Annotated in this window: 15 protein-coding genes and 6 tRNA genes; 13 read left to right on the forward strand and 8 right to left on the reverse strand. The window is 70.3% G+C overall.

The window, feature by feature from the left end; genetic code table 11:
• Positions 1–125: 125 nt before the first annotated feature.
• The 3 genes from ACSU6L_RS30775 to ACSU6L_RS30785 all read left to right on the forward strand — a co-directional run bounded on the left by ACSU6L_RS30775 (position 126) and on the right by ACSU6L_RS30785 (position 2,613).
• Positions 126–335, forward strand: coding sequence for a hypothetical protein (locus ACSU6L_RS30775; protein ID WP_073941970.1), 210 nt, complete (start codon positions 126–128; stop codon positions 333–335).
• Between the two features lie 917 nt (positions 336–1,252).
• Entirely contained in the window at positions 1,253–2,239 is a 987-nt protein-coding gene (locus ACSU6L_RS30780; protein WP_437062065.1) for a phosphotransferase family protein, read from the forward strand.
• An 80-nt stretch (positions 2,240–2,319) separates the two neighbouring features.
• Positions 2,320–2,613 (forward strand): zf-TFIIB domain-containing protein, encoded by a 294-nt coding sequence (locus ACSU6L_RS30785; RefSeq protein WP_437062067.1) that lies wholly within the window; start codon positions 2,320–2,322, stop codon positions 2,611–2,613.
• A 127-nt stretch (positions 2,614–2,740) separates the two neighbouring features.
• On the opposite strand, the gene ACSU6L_RS30790 is transcribed toward ACSU6L_RS30785, so the two are convergent.
• The 5 genes from ACSU6L_RS30790 to ACSU6L_RS30810 all read right to left on the reverse strand — a co-directional run bounded on the left by ACSU6L_RS30790 (position 2,741) and on the right by ACSU6L_RS30810 (position 3,236).
• Positions 2,741–2,812 (reverse strand) — tRNA-Val (locus ACSU6L_RS30790).
• Positions 2,813–2,866: 54 nt separating this feature from the next.
• Positions 2,867–2,938 (reverse strand) — tRNA-Val (locus tag ACSU6L_RS30795).
• Positions 2,939–2,978: 40 nt separating this feature from the next.
• Positions 2,979–3,050, reverse strand: a tRNA-Val gene (locus ACSU6L_RS30800).
• Position 3,051: 1 nt separating this feature from the next.
• Positions 3,052–3,125, reverse strand: a tRNA-Cys gene (locus tag ACSU6L_RS30805).
• A gap of 38 nt (positions 3,126–3,163) precedes the next feature.
• Positions 3,164–3,236: transfer RNA gene (locus ACSU6L_RS30810), tRNA-Gly, on the reverse strand.
• A gap of 178 nt (positions 3,237–3,414) precedes the next feature.
• On the opposite strand from ACSU6L_RS30810, the gene ACSU6L_RS30815 reads away from it, so the two are divergent.
• The 3 genes from ACSU6L_RS30815 to ACSU6L_RS30825 all read left to right on the forward strand — a co-directional run bounded on the left by ACSU6L_RS30815 (position 3,415) and on the right by ACSU6L_RS30825 (position 6,183).
• Positions 3,415–4,476: a chorismate-binding protein gene (locus ACSU6L_RS30815; protein WP_437062069.1), complete on the forward strand. Its 1,062-nt coding sequence runs from the start codon at positions 3,415–3,417 to the stop codon at positions 4,474–4,476.
• A complete protein-coding gene (locus ACSU6L_RS30820) occupies positions 4,473–5,294 on the forward strand; it encodes an aminotransferase class IV (protein ID WP_365518325.1) in 822 nt (273 codons plus the stop codon). Before ACSU6L_RS30815 ends, ACSU6L_RS30820 begins: the two co-directional genes overlap by 4 nt.
• Before the next feature lie 64 nt (positions 5,295–5,358).
• Positions 5,359–6,183 carry a GNAT family N-acetyltransferase gene (locus ACSU6L_RS30825; protein ID WP_437062071.1) on the forward strand — a complete coding sequence of 275 codons (825 nt, stop codon included), beginning with the start codon at positions 5,359–5,361 and terminating at the stop codon, positions 6,181–6,183.
• Between the two features lie 3 nt (positions 6,184–6,186).
• Here ACSU6L_RS30825 and ACSU6L_RS30830 read toward each other — a convergent pair whose 3' ends face one another.
• Positions 6,187–6,708, reverse strand: a complete 522-nt coding sequence (locus ACSU6L_RS30830; RefSeq protein WP_437062073.1) for a DsbA family protein — start codon at positions 6,706–6,708, stop codon at positions 6,187–6,189.
• A 209-nt stretch (positions 6,709–6,917) separates the two neighbouring features.
• Between ACSU6L_RS30830 and ACSU6L_RS30835 the strand changes: the two genes are divergently transcribed.
• Both ACSU6L_RS30835 and ACSU6L_RS30840 read left to right on the forward strand, forming a co-directional pair.
• On the forward strand, positions 6,918–7,358 hold the full coding sequence (locus tag ACSU6L_RS30835) for a hypothetical protein (RefSeq protein WP_437062075.1): 441 nt from the start codon (positions 6,918–6,920) through the stop codon (positions 7,356–7,358).
• Between the two features lie 167 nt (positions 7,359–7,525).
• Complete coding sequence (locus ACSU6L_RS30840) at positions 7,526–7,678, forward strand: hypothetical protein (protein WP_164873000.1); 153 nt, start codon at positions 7,526–7,528, stop codon at positions 7,676–7,678.
• A gap of 70 nt (positions 7,679–7,748) precedes the next feature.
• Here the strand turns inward: ACSU6L_RS30840 and ACSU6L_RS30845 are convergent, their stop codons facing one another.
• Positions 7,749–8,309 carry a CGNR zinc finger domain-containing protein gene (locus ACSU6L_RS30845; protein ID WP_437062078.1) on the reverse strand — a complete coding sequence of 187 codons (561 nt, stop codon included), beginning with the start codon at positions 8,307–8,309 and terminating at the stop codon, positions 7,749–7,751.
• 543 nt (positions 8,310–8,852) lie between these two features.
• Complete coding sequence (locus ACSU6L_RS30850; RefSeq protein WP_004002642.1) at positions 8,853–9,266, reverse strand: SsgA family sporulation/cell division regulator; 414 nt, start codon at positions 9,264–9,266, stop codon at positions 8,853–8,855.
• Between the two features lie 191 nt (positions 9,267–9,457).
• Here ACSU6L_RS30850 and ACSU6L_RS30855 point away from each other — a divergent pair, with 191 nt between their 5' ends.
• The 5 genes from ACSU6L_RS30855 to ACSU6L_RS30875 all read left to right on the forward strand — a co-directional run bounded on the left by ACSU6L_RS30855 (position 9,458) and on the right by ACSU6L_RS30875 (position 13,549).
• Positions 9,458–9,913 carry a TIGR02611 family protein gene (locus tag ACSU6L_RS30855; RefSeq protein ID WP_437062080.1) on the forward strand — a complete coding sequence of 152 codons (456 nt, stop codon included), beginning with the start codon at positions 9,458–9,460 and terminating at the stop codon, positions 9,911–9,913.
• 75 nt (positions 9,914–9,988) lie between these two features.
• A tRNA-Val gene (locus ACSU6L_RS30860) sits at positions 9,989–10,060 on the forward strand.
• A 359-nt stretch (positions 10,061–10,419) separates the two neighbouring features.
• Positions 10,420–11,706, forward strand: coding sequence for an ABC transporter substrate-binding protein (locus tag ACSU6L_RS30865; protein ID WP_437062082.1), 1,287 nt, complete (start codon positions 10,420–10,422; stop codon positions 11,704–11,706).
• Positions 11,707–11,720: 14 nt separating this feature from the next.
• Entirely contained in the window at positions 11,721–12,677 is a 957-nt protein-coding gene (locus tag ACSU6L_RS30870; RefSeq protein ID WP_437062084.1) for a carbohydrate ABC transporter permease, read from the forward strand.
• Positions 12,674–13,549 carry a carbohydrate ABC transporter permease gene (locus ACSU6L_RS30875; protein WP_437062086.1) on the forward strand — a complete coding sequence of 292 codons (876 nt, stop codon included), beginning with the start codon at positions 12,674–12,676 and terminating at the stop codon, positions 13,547–13,549. Before ACSU6L_RS30870 ends, ACSU6L_RS30875 begins: the two co-directional genes overlap by 4 nt.
• Position 13,550: the final 1 nt, after the last annotated feature.

A 13,550-nucleotide genomic window follows, 5' to 3' on the forward strand; every position in this document is an offset into this window, starting at 1 on the left:
GAGGGCATGACGTGCGGCGTCCGCCGCCCGCCTAGATTTGAGGTCAAGCGGCGGGTGCAGTACTCGTCCCCCGAGGTCAGACACCCGCCGCTGCCACGACAACTGATCACGGTCAGGAGAGGACCATGGCCCACACGGCACCGCGGACGCTGCTCCGCGAGGAGGGACGCAAGGCGTACGCCGCCGCGCTCCGTCCCCGCCGCCAGGGCCGCCGCCACCCGCTGGTGGCGACGCTGATGGCCCTTCCCCTGGCGGTCCTGCTCCTGGTCGTCTTCGACGGCTGGGAGACAGTGGCCACACAGGCGTCGTCCGTGGGCGTGATGCTGGGGCGCTGAGCGGCGACCCCAGGCCCGGATGAGCGGTCCGGGCGGGGACATCCACCCATAACCCCGTGGGGACGGGGGTGCGGCGGACGGCAAAATGCCGGCGCAGCTGGGGAGCTGCGCCGGCATTGCTTTACCCACCTATCCCACGCCGGCCCCACTCCGTCCCAGCTTCGGTCGGCTGCCGTGCCTCCATCACTCGGCTGGGGCCGGCTGCCCTGCCTGCGCGACTCTGCCCCGCCGGGGCGGCTCCTGTTTCGTTCCGCCGCAGCCGCATGCCGTGTCCGCCTCATCGGGTGCCGTCCGCCCCCCGACCTAGGCGGGACGCCGTCTCTGCCTCGGCCGGATTGTCCTGCGTTGCACCGCCTCGGCTGGGATGCGGCCCCCCGCCGCAGGCGGACGCCGTCCCCGCCTCGCTCCGCCGCAGCGCATGCCAGACCCCCTTCAGCGGCATCCCACCCAGCCCCACCGCGGCCACGGCAGACCCACCCCGAGCGACAGTGCTCCCCGGCCCGCCTTCAGCCGCCATCTGCCCCTGCCCACGCCGTGGCCGCCGCTGTCCGCCCACGCCGTGGCCGCCGCTGTCCGCCCACGCCGTGGCCGCCGCTGTCCGCCCACGCCGTGGCCGCCGCTCGCCCGCCCTGCATACGCCGTCGTCGCCACTGCGCCTGCCTGCGCGCGAGCGCCGCTCTCCCGCCCGCGATGCGCCGCTCACCCGCCCAGGCCGCAGGCCCCCGCTAGCCCGAACCAAGCCCGCAGGCGCTCGTGCCGCCTACGCCGCCACGGGTGGGCGCTGGACGCCCTCCCCACGAACAGTTCGCGAAGAGAGACGCCCGGTCGTGCCGGGACCCGCACCCCCCGCCCAGCCCCCAGGCCTACCCACACCCCCACGTACCCTCACCCCAACACCCCACCACCCAGGACCCCGCGTGCCGACACCCCCGCTTCTCACCGCCCTCGCCGCCAAGGCCAGTACCGCCGCTCACCCCGGCGCAAGCAGCAGCACCCGCGCGTGCGCTTGTGGTCCCGCCGCGATCGCCACCCTCGCCGACCGCCCGGACGCCACCGTCGTCCGCCACGGTCCCGCCGTAGCCAAGGCACACGCTCCTGACACCGATTCCGCGCGCCTCGGATCCCGCGTCACCACCGCCGCCCGCCTTCCCGACGTCCTCCTGCCCCCGCTCGACCCCACGCCGGAGCCCCTCCACGGCCGCCTGGTCACCCTGTGGCCCTACGGCACCCCGGTCGACCCCGACGACCCGGACGCCGCCCCCTGGGAGGCCGCCGCCACCCTCCTCGCACGCCTCCACCGCACCCCCGCACCGGCGCCCCTGCCCGCCATGCGCGGCCCCGAGAAGGCCGCCCGCGCGGTGGCCCGCCTCACGCGTCTCGTAATCCCGGCCGAAGGCGACCGCCACCCCGTTGCCGCAGCCGCTGCCGCTGCCGTGCTGCGCGCCTGGGCCTCCCTCCCCGCCTGGGCCCGCGCGGAGGCGCCCATGCCGGACGCGACCACCCTCTGTCACGGCGATCTCCACCTCGGTCAGCTCGTCCGCGCGCCGGCCTCGGACACCCGCTGGCTGCTGATCGACGTCGACGACCTCGGCGTGGGCGTACCGTCCTGGGATCTGGCCCGCCCGGCCGCCTGGTACGCCTGCGGCCTGCTCCCGCCGGACGAGTGGACCCGTTTCCTGGCCGCCTACCGCACCGCCGCGGGCCCGGCCGTCCCCGCGACCGGCGATCCCTGGCCCGCGCTGGACGTCCCGGCCCGCGCCCTCACCGTCCAGGCCGCCGCCCAGGCGATCGCGAAGGCCGTCGCGGCGGGCCGCCCGCTGGACGAGGTCGAGCAGTCGCTCGTGGACGCTTGCGACCGAATGGCCACGGTCCCCACGGAGTTGGCTCGAAACTCCGCGAAGTAGGGTGCAACCGACCGCAGCCGGACAGAGTCTGTCCTGGCGATACATGAAGCAGGATCGACCGGCGAGGAGTTGAGCCGACCGTGCAGTGTCCGAAGTGTCATGCCGCGATGCACACCTACAACCGCAACGGAGTCCAGATAGAGCAGTGCGCGAACTGCCGCGGGATCTTCCTCGACTACGGCGAGCTGGAGGCCCTGACCCGTCTGGAGTCCCAGTGGACGCAGCCCGCACCGCCGGCTCCGCCGGCCGCTCCCGCCCCGGCCCCGCAGTCGTACCCGACCCAGCCGGCCGCTCCCGCCTGGGGCGCCCCGCACGGCGGTCACTACGGTCACAAGCGCCACAAGAGCTTCGGGCACATGCTCTTCTCCAGCTGAGTCACCGGCTGAGTCACTGATCCCGGTGGACCGACCACCGGTCCACCGGGACCTCGGTGCTCAACACGAAGACGACGAAGACGACGAAACCCCCGACCGTTCAAGACGGCCGGGGGTTTCCGGTGTGTGGACGATACTGGGATTGAACCAGTGACCTCTTCCGTGTCAGGGAAGCGCTCTCCCGCTGAGCTAATCGTCCTCGGGACCACGATCATATCCACTCAACTCAGTGGAGCAGACCGTGGGCACTGCGTGCGCGATACTGGGATTGAACCAGTGACCTCTTCCGTGTCAGGGAAGCGCTCTCCCGCTGAGCTAATCGCGCGGGTGGGATCTTCGAGAAGATCCAGGATCCGAAGATCCAGTGGACGATACTGGGATTGAACCAGTGACCTCTTCCGTGTCAGGGAAGCGCTCTCCCGCTGAGCTAATCGTCCTTGGAGGTGGAGACGGGATTTGAACCCGTGTAGACGGCTTTGCAGGCCGTTGCCTCGCCTCTCGGCCACTCCACCAGGAGTGTAGAGGATCGGGAAGATCCCCTTTTCCTTCGAGCGGACGACGAGGCTCGAACTCGCGACCTCAACCTTGGCAAGGTTGCGCTCTACCAACTGAGCTACGTCCGCTTGTCGTTTCGGTCCGCTTCCGCGTCCCGGCGACGTGTTGAACTCTAGCGGATTCCCGGGCCAGCACAAAAACGCGTTTGTGCAGCGTGCTGCGCTGCGCTCACCGGACGACCCGGCCGGGGCGTCCGGAAGGACACGCCGGGGCCACCCGCAGGACACCCGCCCTAGACTCGACAGCGTGCTCGACCTCGCTCCTCTCGCCCGCTTCGGCGACCGTCTCGCCACCGGCCTCCTCGACGTCACCGGTGATCCCGCGGCCCTGGACTCCACCGGCTTCTGGGCGGTCGCCGCGGACTTCGAGGGCCGCCTGACCTGCGCACGCTTCGCGGACGTCCGCGAGGTTCCGGTCCCGGCCCCGGTGCCGGGTGCCTGGCGGGGACCGGCGGCCGGTGACTGGACGTCGTCCCTCGACCGTGCCGCGTACACGGCGGGCGTACGGCGGATCCGCGAGCACATCGCGGCCGGCGAGGTCTACCAGGCGAACCTCTGCCGGGTGCTGTCCGCCCCGGTCGACCCCGGCGCCGACGTCGACGCCCTCACCGCACTGCTCGCCCGCGGCAACCCGGCGCCGTACGCGGGAACGATCCGTCTGCCGGGGCACGGGGTGGAGATAGCCACCGCCTCCCCGGAGCTGTTCCTGCGCCGGGACGGGCGGATCGTCGAGTCCGGGCCGATCAAGGGCACCGGACGCACCGAGGCGGACCTCCTGGAGAAGGACTACGCCGAGAACGTGATGATCGTGGACCTGGTCCGCAACGACATCGGGCGGGTCTGCGCCACCGGCAGCGTCACCGTGCCCGACCTGTGCGCCGTGGAGAAGCATCCCGGTCTGGTGCACCTGGTCTCCACCGTGCGCGGCGAGCTGCGCGACGGCGCGGGCTGGCCGGAACTGCTGGCAGCCGCCTTCCCGCCCGGCTCGGTCACCGGCGCCCCCAAGTCGAGCGCCCTGCGGATCCTCGACGCCCTGGAGCCGGCCCCGCGCGGCCCGTACTGCGGTGGCATCGGCTGGGTCGACGCCGACCGGGGCGTCGGCGAGCTGGCCGTCGGCATCCGGACCTTCTGGATCGACCGCACCGACCGCACCAGCGAGGGCACGCCGCTCCTGCGGTTCGGGACCGGCGCGGGGATCACCTGGGGCTCGGACCCGGAGGGGGAGTGGCGGGAGACCGAACTGAAGGCGTCCCGGCTGCTCGCGGTAGCGTCGGGGACGTACGAGGTGAGTGGAGAGGTACTTACGTGAAGATCTGGCTCGACGGCGGGCTGCAGGACGTCGAATCCGCCCGCGTCTCCGTCTTCGACCACGGGCTGACCGTGGGCGACGGCATCTTCGAGACCGTGAAGGCGGTGGACGGCCGGCCCTTCGCCCTGACCCGCCACCTCGACCGGCTGACCCGCTCGGCCCGCGGTCTGGGTCTGCCCGACCCCGACCTCGACGAGGTCCGCCGCGGCTGCGCCGCCGTCCTCGAGGCCAACCCCATGCCGCTGGGCCGGCTGCGCATCACCTACACCGGCGGCCACGGCCCGCTCGGCTCCGACCGGGGAGAGCACGGCCCGACCCTGGTCGTCGCCCTCGGCGAGACCTCGCGCCGACCGGACTCGACCGCCGTGATCACCGTGCCGTGGACCCGTAACGAGCGGGGCGCGCTGACCGGCCTGAAGACGACCTCGTACGCCGAGAACGTCGTCGCCCTCGCCCGCGCCCACGAACACGGCGCGTCCGAGGCGCTGTTCGGCAACACCGTCGGACAGCTCTGCGAGGGCACCGGATCGAACGTCTTCGTCGTCCTGGACGGCGAGATCCACACCCCGCCCCTCGCCTCCGGCTGCCTCGCCGGCATCACCCGCGCGCTGGCGATCGAATGGACCGGCGCCAAGGAGACCGACCTTCCGCTGGACGTCCTGGAACGCGCGGACGAGGTCTTCCTCACCTCCACCCTGCGGGACGTACAGGCCGTGCACCGCGTCGACGACCGTGAACTGCCCGGCACGGCGGGTGCGGTGACGGCCAAGGCCATGCGGATCTTCGACGAGCGCTCCGGCGACGACCTCGATCCGTGACCGCCGCGACGTCCGGCGCGATATTCGGCTGACCCGGGGCCCCGGTGCGGGTAGAACACCCGTGATGACCACGACCCTACGGCCGACCGGGCCGCTCCAGCAGCACGCCGACGGGACGCGCTCGCGCCACTACCAGGTGTGCGTGAACAGCCGTCCCGTCGGCGTCATACATCTCGGGACCTCGTCCTCCCTCGGTGACGCGGTGGCGAGCGTGCACCACGTCTACATCGACGAGGCCGACCGCAGACGCGGCCGCGCCACGGTGGCCCTGCTCGCCGCGGAGGAGGTGGCGCGCGGCTGGGGCTGCACCCGGATCGAGGCGACCGTCCCCGCCGACGCGGAGGGCGCCCTGCGGCTCGTGCGGACGCTGGGCTACACCGTCCGCAACCGCGGCATGGAGAAGCGGCTCGGAGACAGCCCGCCCGCGCTGCCCGCGGGCAGCCGGGGCAGGCCCATGACCGAGTCGGAGTTCGAGGAGTGGCGCGTCCCCGCCTTCGAGAACTACGCGCGCAGCTGGATCGAGCGAGGCGTGCCCGAGGCCGTGGCGCACGCCAAGGCGCGGCGTGACCACGAGCAGCTGCTGCCCCAGGGCCTGGCCAGCGAGCACATGCGGTTCAGCGTCCTGGAGCACGAGGGCACCCGGGTGGGCATCCTCTGGCTGGCCCTGCGCGAGGACAAGGGGTTCGTCTACAAGGTGGAGGCCGACGAGGCCCATCGCGGGCGGGGCCACGGCCGTACGCTCATGCTGCTAGCGGAGGCCCAGTCCATGGCGGCCGGCCTGCGCGTCCTCGCGCTGAACGTGTTCGCCGGGAACACCCCGGCCGAGCGGCTGTACGCGTCGCTCGGCTACGAGACGACGCAGTACGCCCTGCAGAAGCCGCTGCTGTGACGGTCAGGCCTCCTGCTCGGCCAGCATTCGGTCGGCGATCTCCTCGATGCGCTCGCGCAGGCCCTCCTGGCTCTTGCCGCCGTCGAGGCGTTCGCCGCCGATGACGTACGTCGGGGTGCCGGTGACGCCGATCGCCTTGCCCTCGGCCTGGTCGGCGTCCACGATCAGGATGTGCCGGCCGTCGATCAGCGCGGTGTCGAACTCCTCCGCGTCCAGACCGAGTTCGCCGGCCACCTCGACCAGGAAGGGCTCTCCCTTACGGTCCAGCTCCTCGACCCGGTCCAGCACCGCTTCGACGTACGGCCATCCCTTCCCCTGCTCCAGGGCCTCCTCGGCGGCCTGCGCGGCGGCGAAGGCGTGCTTGTGCTTCTCCAGCGGGAAGTGCCGCAGCCGCACCTCCAGACGGTCACCGTAACGGGCGCGCAGGGCGCGAAGGTCGTCCAGGGCGGTACGGCAGTCCGGGCACTGAAGCTCGCACCAGACGTCGAGAACGGGGGCCGGACGTGCGGGGGAGGTGTCGCTCATGAAGACCAGTCTCCCAGCCCGGACCACCCACCCCAACCGGCACCCGTCGGCACCCCTGCCTGGCATCCCGGTGGAAACCCCCGTCCTCAGGAGGAGCCGACCCGGAGATGTCCCTGATGTCCGGGTGGAGCATGGCCGGGCGGGGTGTGGGCGGTGCAGGATGGAGGGGGACGCAGTGCTCCCGCCATCGAGCCCAGCTGGAGGACCGGATGATTGCCGAGACCGTCTGTTCCGCCGTCTCCGCGGCCGGCCTGGGCATCGCGGCGATCACGGCGTACCGCAAGCGGTTCCTCGCGGCCGCGAGAATCGCCGCCTACTCCCTCGTCCCCCTGGGCCTGGTCATGACCGGTGCCGTCCAGTGGGCCGCCGACACCGCCTTCAGCCCGGTCGCCTGGGCGGGCTTCGGGGTGCTGGGCGCCGCCTGGTTGCTCTTCGTCGGCACCCGTGCGGTCGAGCGCCGGCGCGGCGGCCGACGGGGCCGCGGGGCCGTCTCGGCGGAGGGACGGCCGGACGTGGTCGCTCCGCAGGCCTCGGCGCCCTCCCTGGGACAGGCCTCCCGCCCGGCGACCCGCCCGCAGCGGAAGTCCCCCGCCGACTCCGGGGACGACTTCAGCGACATCGAGGCCATCCTCAAGAAGCACGGCATATGACGCCCGCGACCGGTGCGGGCTGAATCGTCACAAGAGCGTCCCGCTCACGAGCCGGCGAAGCTTAGTGAAGATCGCGCCGCCGGACCACGTGATCCGGTGAAGTACCGCACGAACCGGGGCCTGCGGGGCGTGTCAAGGGTCCCGTCTGCGCCATCATCGCCGGCGAGATGCTGGACACGACACAGAGCGATGCCGCGCCGCCTCAGGACGAACCGCGCGGATGTCTCTTCGCCCTTTCCCAGCCACCGCTGATGATCTTCCTTGCGGTGATCGGGTGTCTGCTGCTCACAGCTGCGCTGCACGACCTGCTGTTGCTGTGAGCCGTACCCGTGGTCCCCGGCGCCACCCGCCGGGGGCCGCGACGGCACCGGTGTCCGGCCCGCCCGGCCGTCAGCCGGCCGCCTCCTTGCGGCGGGCCCGGTAGGCGGCCACGTGCAGACGGTTCCCACAGGTGCGGCTGTCGCAGTACCGCCGGGAACGGTTCCGGGAGAGGTCGACGAAGGCGCGCCGGCAGTCGGGTGCCTCGCAGCGCCGCAGCCGCTCCTGCTCACCGGCGACCACGAAGAACGCCAGCGCCATGCCGCAGTCGGCCGCCAGGTGGTCGGCGACGGAGGCGCCGGGGGCGAAGTAGTGGACGTGCCAGTCGTAGCCGTCGTGGTCGGTGAGACGGGGCGTGGTGCCCGCCGAGGCGACCAGTTCGTTGATGACCACCGCGGCGGACCGGGCGTCCGGGGCGGCGAAGATCCCGGCGAACCGGCCACGGATCTTGCGCACGGCCGAGAGGTCGAACTCCGAGAGCGTGCCGACATCGCTGATCTGGTGCGTTCGTACGAACTCGTCGAGGGCCGTGACATCCGGCAGCCCGTCCGGGGTCGTGTCGTCCTCCGGTGCGGTGTTCACCAGATCCACCACGGTGTCGAGTGCGCACCGGGTGTCGTGGGTGATCAGCACGTTTCGCTCCCTGGCCTGGGGGTCGGGCGGACGCCCGTCGGTGGTGGCCGATGGTAATGGCTCCCCGGCGGCCCCTGCCCCGTACCCGTCCGCGCTTGCCCTGAGAACGGGGGCCCGGCCTGCGGTGTTCCCGGAACCGCCGGGTTTTTCACGGCTCCGCCCAGTGCGCTCACGGACCTCGACCTGCTCACTCACGGCAAATGGTCACTGGCTCACCGTAAGAGGCCGCCTACTCGCCGCGGGAGCTCACTCGCTCCGTGAGGGGCAAGTCACTCACCGTGAGGGGCTACTCGGTCAGCGTGGTGGAGTCGGGTAGGGCGGGGTTCGGATCCCCCCGTCCAACACGCAGCGTCACTACTGCCGGCCGAACCGGCCGAATCTCGCCGTCGCCCCCGGATGCCCGCATCGCCCCCCCTCACGCGCGCACACCGGCGCCGCCCCTCACGCTCGGCGTGCGGGACGGCGCCGGTGTGCCGCATGCGGCCGTCTTGGCCCGAGCCGTCTCCCCGAGTGGACGGCGCCGGGCGGCTCTGTGGGGCTCTCCTAGCTTTCCGCCAGGATGTGCGAGAGCTCCTGATCAAGGTCGAAGTGACGGTGTTCCGTGCCGGGCGGCACGGCGGCGTCCGTTCGCTTCAGGAACGACTCCAGGGCCCGCGCCGGGGCCTCGAGCAGCGCCTCTCCCTCCGGGGAGCTCAGGGCGATGCACACCACGCCCTGACCATGGCTACGCGACGGCCAGACGCGGACGTCGCCGGTACCTGTGGGCCGGTGAAGCCCCTCGGCGAGGAGGTCGCGGGCGAACACCCACTCGACGGTCTCCTCGGCTCCGGTGTGGAAGGTGGCGTGCACGGCGTAGGGGTCGGCCGTGTCGTACCGCAGGCCTGCGGGGACAGGCAGGGAGGACTCGCTCGACACAACGAGGCGCAGGTGCAGCTCGCAGCTGACCGTGGTGTTCATAAGCGCCAGGGCCTTTCGCTCAGTGTGCGCTCGGGGATTCGCACGTCGGCGAAATCGACATGCCACCTACGGTGCCGTTGTAAACCCCTCTGAGGGTTTTGCGTGTGTTTAGGTAACTCTTCCGGCCGAGAACCTCTTCGTCCGGTGCGTCCATTTCGGTGACCGGTTTCGGTCCGGTAGGGTTTGGCCGTATGAATACGGGGAGTAACGAGTCTGGCGAGGTCGTCGCCATGGCTGCGGACGAGACGGGGACGAGCGGGGTGCGGAGCGAGCAGGGACTCGGTTCCCGGGCGCCGGAGTTCATCAAGGCGCGCCGGGTGCTTCACCTGAGCTGGCAGGTCGGCGTCTTCGTCGTGGGCCTGGCGGTCGTCGTGGCCGGCATCATCATGCTGCCCCTGCCGGGACCGGGCTGGGTCGTGATCTTCGGCGGCATGGCGATCTGGGCGACCGAGTTCGTGTGGGCCCAGCTGGTGCTGCGCTGGACCAAGCGCAAGGTCACCGAGGCGGCTCAGCGGGCCCTGGATCCGAAGGTGCGGCGGCGCAACATCATCCTGACCGTGCTCGGTCTGGTGATCGCGGCCGTGCTGGCCGGGATCTATCTGTGGAAGTTCGGTCTCGTCATGCCGTGGAAGATCAAGGATCAGTGATCCGCGACCGGGGCGCGGGCGGCCGAGGGTGGTCACAGGCACCCCCTGACATGGGGTAATGTTCTTCCTGCGCCCGGGCGATTAGCTCAGTGGGAGAGCGCTTCGTTCACACCGAAGAGGTCACTGGTTCGAACCCAGTATCGCCCACCCGGCACGGCGGCCCGTCTGCGAGAAGCAGGCGGGCCGCCGTCGTGTGTGCGGGGACGGCTGGGCGGTCGCCGACCTCCTGTCATGTCCGCGCCCTGCGGTGAGTTTCGGCCGCACGGCCATTTCGTGCGGCAGGCTGCACCCCGTTCGAAACGCCGATCACGGCGCCCTCACCTGCTGTGTCACCCCGCCAGGCCGGCTCTGCGGTCGTCGCGACCCGCCCGCCGGTTGATCTCGGTCGCAAGAAATTCCTGTCCGAATCATTGACGCACCCGGAACCCCTTCGTACCTTGTGCCAGCAAGCGCTTACTTGAAACGATTCATGCAGCGGCAAGGACGCCGCGGGGAGGGGTCTGACGGTGGCAGGCAGAAGTGTGGAGAGGCGCACGATCCTCAAGGTGGCGGGAGCCTCGGCGGCCACCCTCGGGCTGGCCGCGACGACCGGTTGCGGTGGTGGCGGAGGCGCCTCCGCCGACGGGACGGTGACACTCCGTTACGCGTGGTGGGGCGGCGAGCCGCGCACCATCGCCATCAAGAAGTCCATCGCGCTCTTCGAGAAGAAGTACCCGAAGATCAAGATCAAGCCGGAATTCACCGACTACGCGGCCTTCTGGGAGAAGTTCCAGACCCAGGCCTCCGGTGGAAATCCGCCGGACGTTTTCCAGAATGCGGTCGGCTTCCTGCGCAAGTACGACAAGCGCGGCGTTCTCATGGACCTCAAGTCGCAGGCCGACGCGGGACATCTGGACCTGGAGAACTTCCGCAACGGCGTTCTGGCGAACGGTCAGGTCGACGGCAAGCAGATCGGCATCCCCGTCGGCGCCAACACCATGGCGCTCGTCATCGACCTCAAGGCCTTCGAGAAGGCGGGCGTGGAGCCGAAGTTCGGCTGGACCTGGGACGAGTACTTCGACGCGCTGCAGACGATCCAGGACAAGCTGAAGATCGCTGGTGACACCGGCTACTTCGGCATCATGTACCTCTACGACCTGTACCTGCGTCAGAACGGCAAGGCCTTCTTCACCGAGGACGCCCTGGGCTTCACCGAGGACGATCTGACGCAGTGGTGGGAGGACGGCTACAAGCGCGTGCGCTCCGGGCTGGTCGCCGACCCCAAGAAGATCGAGCAGGTCGCGCCCAAGTCCGGTCTGTCGGCGGGTCTGGCCGCGTCCGAGTTCACCTGGGACAACTTCTCCATCCGCTACGAGGGCGAGGGCGAGTCGGACTACGGCCTCGCGCCGATCCCCACCACGAACGGCAAGGACACGGGTCAGTACCTCGGCTCGCTGATGCTCAGCGCCTTCTCCGGGACCGGACACCCGAAGGAGGTGGCCCAGTTCATCGACTTCATGGTCCACGACCCGGAGGTCGGCAAGATCATGGGCTACGACCGCGGCATCCTCGCCACGACCGAGCAGTACGAGGCGTTCGCGCCCGCCGACGAGACCAACAAGGGCGTCAAGGCCTACGAGGAGGAGGTCGCCGCGGCCGGCGTGCTCGGGAAGATCACTCCGCACCCGTCCGGCGCCGATGTCATCGAGGCGGCGTTCCTGCGTCTCGGTGGTGAGGTCGCGCAGGGCAAGACCAAGCCGGCCGACGCCGCCAAGGCGCTGTTCAGCGAGGCAAAGGCCGCGTTCGCGGGCTGAGGGGACGTACCACCATGACGCTCGTCAAGGAAGCGCCCGCGCGCCCGGCCGGGAAGCGGCCCGCCGCTCCCGCCGCGGGGCGGCGCGGGCGGCACCGCGAGAACCTCGCCGGTTATCTCTTCATGTCGCCGTGGATCGCGGGATTCCTGCTGCTCACGGCGGGGCCGATGATCGCGTCGCTGTACTACGCGTTCACCAGCTACAACCTGTTCACGCCACCGAAGTGGGTGGGGCTGGACAACTTCACGACGATGTTCCAGGACCCGCGCTGGCAGAAGTCGGTCGAGGTCACGCTGAAGTACGTCGTCGTGGCCACGCCGCTGAAGCTGCTGCTCGCGCTCGGCGTCGCGCTGCTGCTCGCGCAGAAGCGGCGCGGCCAGGGCCTGTACCGCGCCGCGTTCTACATGCCCTCGCTGATCGGCGCCAGCGTCTCCGTGGGCTTCGTGTGGCGGGCGCTGTTCTCGGACGACGCGATCGTGGATCGCACGCAGACGGTCTTCGGGTTCGACGTCGGGGGCTGGATCGGCAACCCGGACTACGTCCTCTACTCGCTGGTGGCCCTGAGCATCTGGCAGTTCGGCGCGCCGATGGTCATCTTCCTGGCCGGCCTCAAGCAGGTCCCGCAGGAGCTGTACGAGGCCGCCGAGGTGGACGGGGCCGGCCCCTTCAGGCGGTTCTGGAACATCACGCTGCCGATGATCTCCCCGGTGCTGTTCTTCAACGTGCTGCTGGAGTCCATCCACGCGTTCCAGGTGTTCGGCTCCGCGTACGTCGTCTCGGACACCCGGTGCGGGCCGGCCGACGCCACGCTCGTCTACACCTGTTACCTCTACCAGAAGGGCTTCAAGGAGGCCCAGATGGGCTTCGCCTCAGCCATGGCCTGGACGCTGGTGGTCGCGGTGGCGCTCGTCACGGCGGTCCTGTTCCGGTCCCAGAAGAAGTGGGTGCACTACGAGGAGGCCGCCAAGTGACCACTGCCACCACTCCTGTCGTTCGTGCCCCGGGTGAACGGCGGCGCATCGGATCGATCGCCTGGCACGTGGGCGCACTCGCCGTCCTCGCGGTCGTCCTGTACCCGGTGATCTGGGTGGTCGGTGCCTCGTTCAAGCCGAGCAAGGACATCATCGCCAGCCTCGACCTGCTGCCCACCGAGCCGGTCTTCGAGAACTTCTCCGGACTCGCCGACGGCATCTCCGGCATCGCCATCAGCAGCTTCTTCTGGAACTCGCTGATGTACGCGGCCCTCGCCGTCGTGGGGGTCGTGCTGTCCAGCTCGCTGACCGCGTACGCCTTCGCCAAGATCCGGTTCGCCGGGCGGAACCTGCTCTTCACGCTGATGATCGGCACGCTGCTGCTGCCGTACCATGTGCTGCTCATCCCGCAGTACGTGCTCTTCCGGAACCTGGAGCTCACCGACACCCTGGTGCCGCTCGTCGCGGGCAAGTTCCTGGCCACGGAGGCGTTCTTCGTCTTCCTGATGGTGCAGTTCATGCGCGGACTGCCGCGTGAACTGGACGAGGCCGCCAAGCTCGACGGCTGCGGGCACTTGAGAACCTACTGGGCCATCGTGCTGCCGCTGAGCCGCCCCGCCATCATCACCAGCGCCATCTTCACCTTCATCAACGCCTGGAACGACTTCATGGGGCCGTTGATCTACCTCAACACCCCCGAGAAGTACACCGTCTCGCTCGGTCTGATGATGTTCCGCGACCAGGAGGGCATCTCCAACTACGGCAGCATGATCGCGATGTCGCTGGTGGCGCTGGTGCCGGTCATCGCCTTCTTCATGGCCTTCCAGCGCTACCTCATCGACGGTATGGCGACGTCCGGACTGAAGGGCTGAG

The organism is Streptomyces sp. enrichment culture (genome assembly GCF_964272855.1).
Lineage (GTDB): Bacteria > Actinomycetota > Actinomycetes > Streptomycetales > Streptomycetaceae > Streptomyces.

Coding starts and splice junctions, on each gene's coding strand:
- ACSU6L_RS30825 (WP_437062071.1), top strand. CDS start 5,359: ATGACCACGACCCTACGGCCGACCGGGCCGCTCCAGCAGCACGCCGAC.
- ACSU6L_RS30870 (WP_437062084.1), top strand. CDS start 11,721: ATGACGCTCGTCAAGGAAGCGCCCGCGCGCCCGGCCGGGAAGCGGCCC.
- ACSU6L_RS30830 (WP_437062073.1), bottom strand. CDS start 6,708: ATGAGCGACACCTCCCCCGCACGTCCGGCCCCCGTTCTCGACGTCTGG.
- ACSU6L_RS30840 (WP_164873000.1), top strand. CDS start 7,526: ATGCTGGACACGACACAGAGCGATGCCGCGCCGCCTCAGGACGAACCG.
- ACSU6L_RS30850 (WP_004002642.1), bottom strand. CDS start 9,266: ATGAACACCACGGTCAGCTGCGAGCTGCACCTGCGCCTCGTTGTGTCG.
- ACSU6L_RS30855 (WP_437062080.1), top strand. CDS start 9,458: ATGAATACGGGGAGTAACGAGTCTGGCGAGGTCGTCGCCATGGCTGCG.
- ACSU6L_RS30835 (WP_437062075.1), top strand. CDS start 6,918: ATGATTGCCGAGACCGTCTGTTCCGCCGTCTCCGCGGCCGGCCTGGGC.
- ACSU6L_RS30775 (WP_073941970.1), top strand. CDS start 126: ATGGCCCACACGGCACCGCGGACGCTGCTCCGCGAGGAGGGACGCAAG.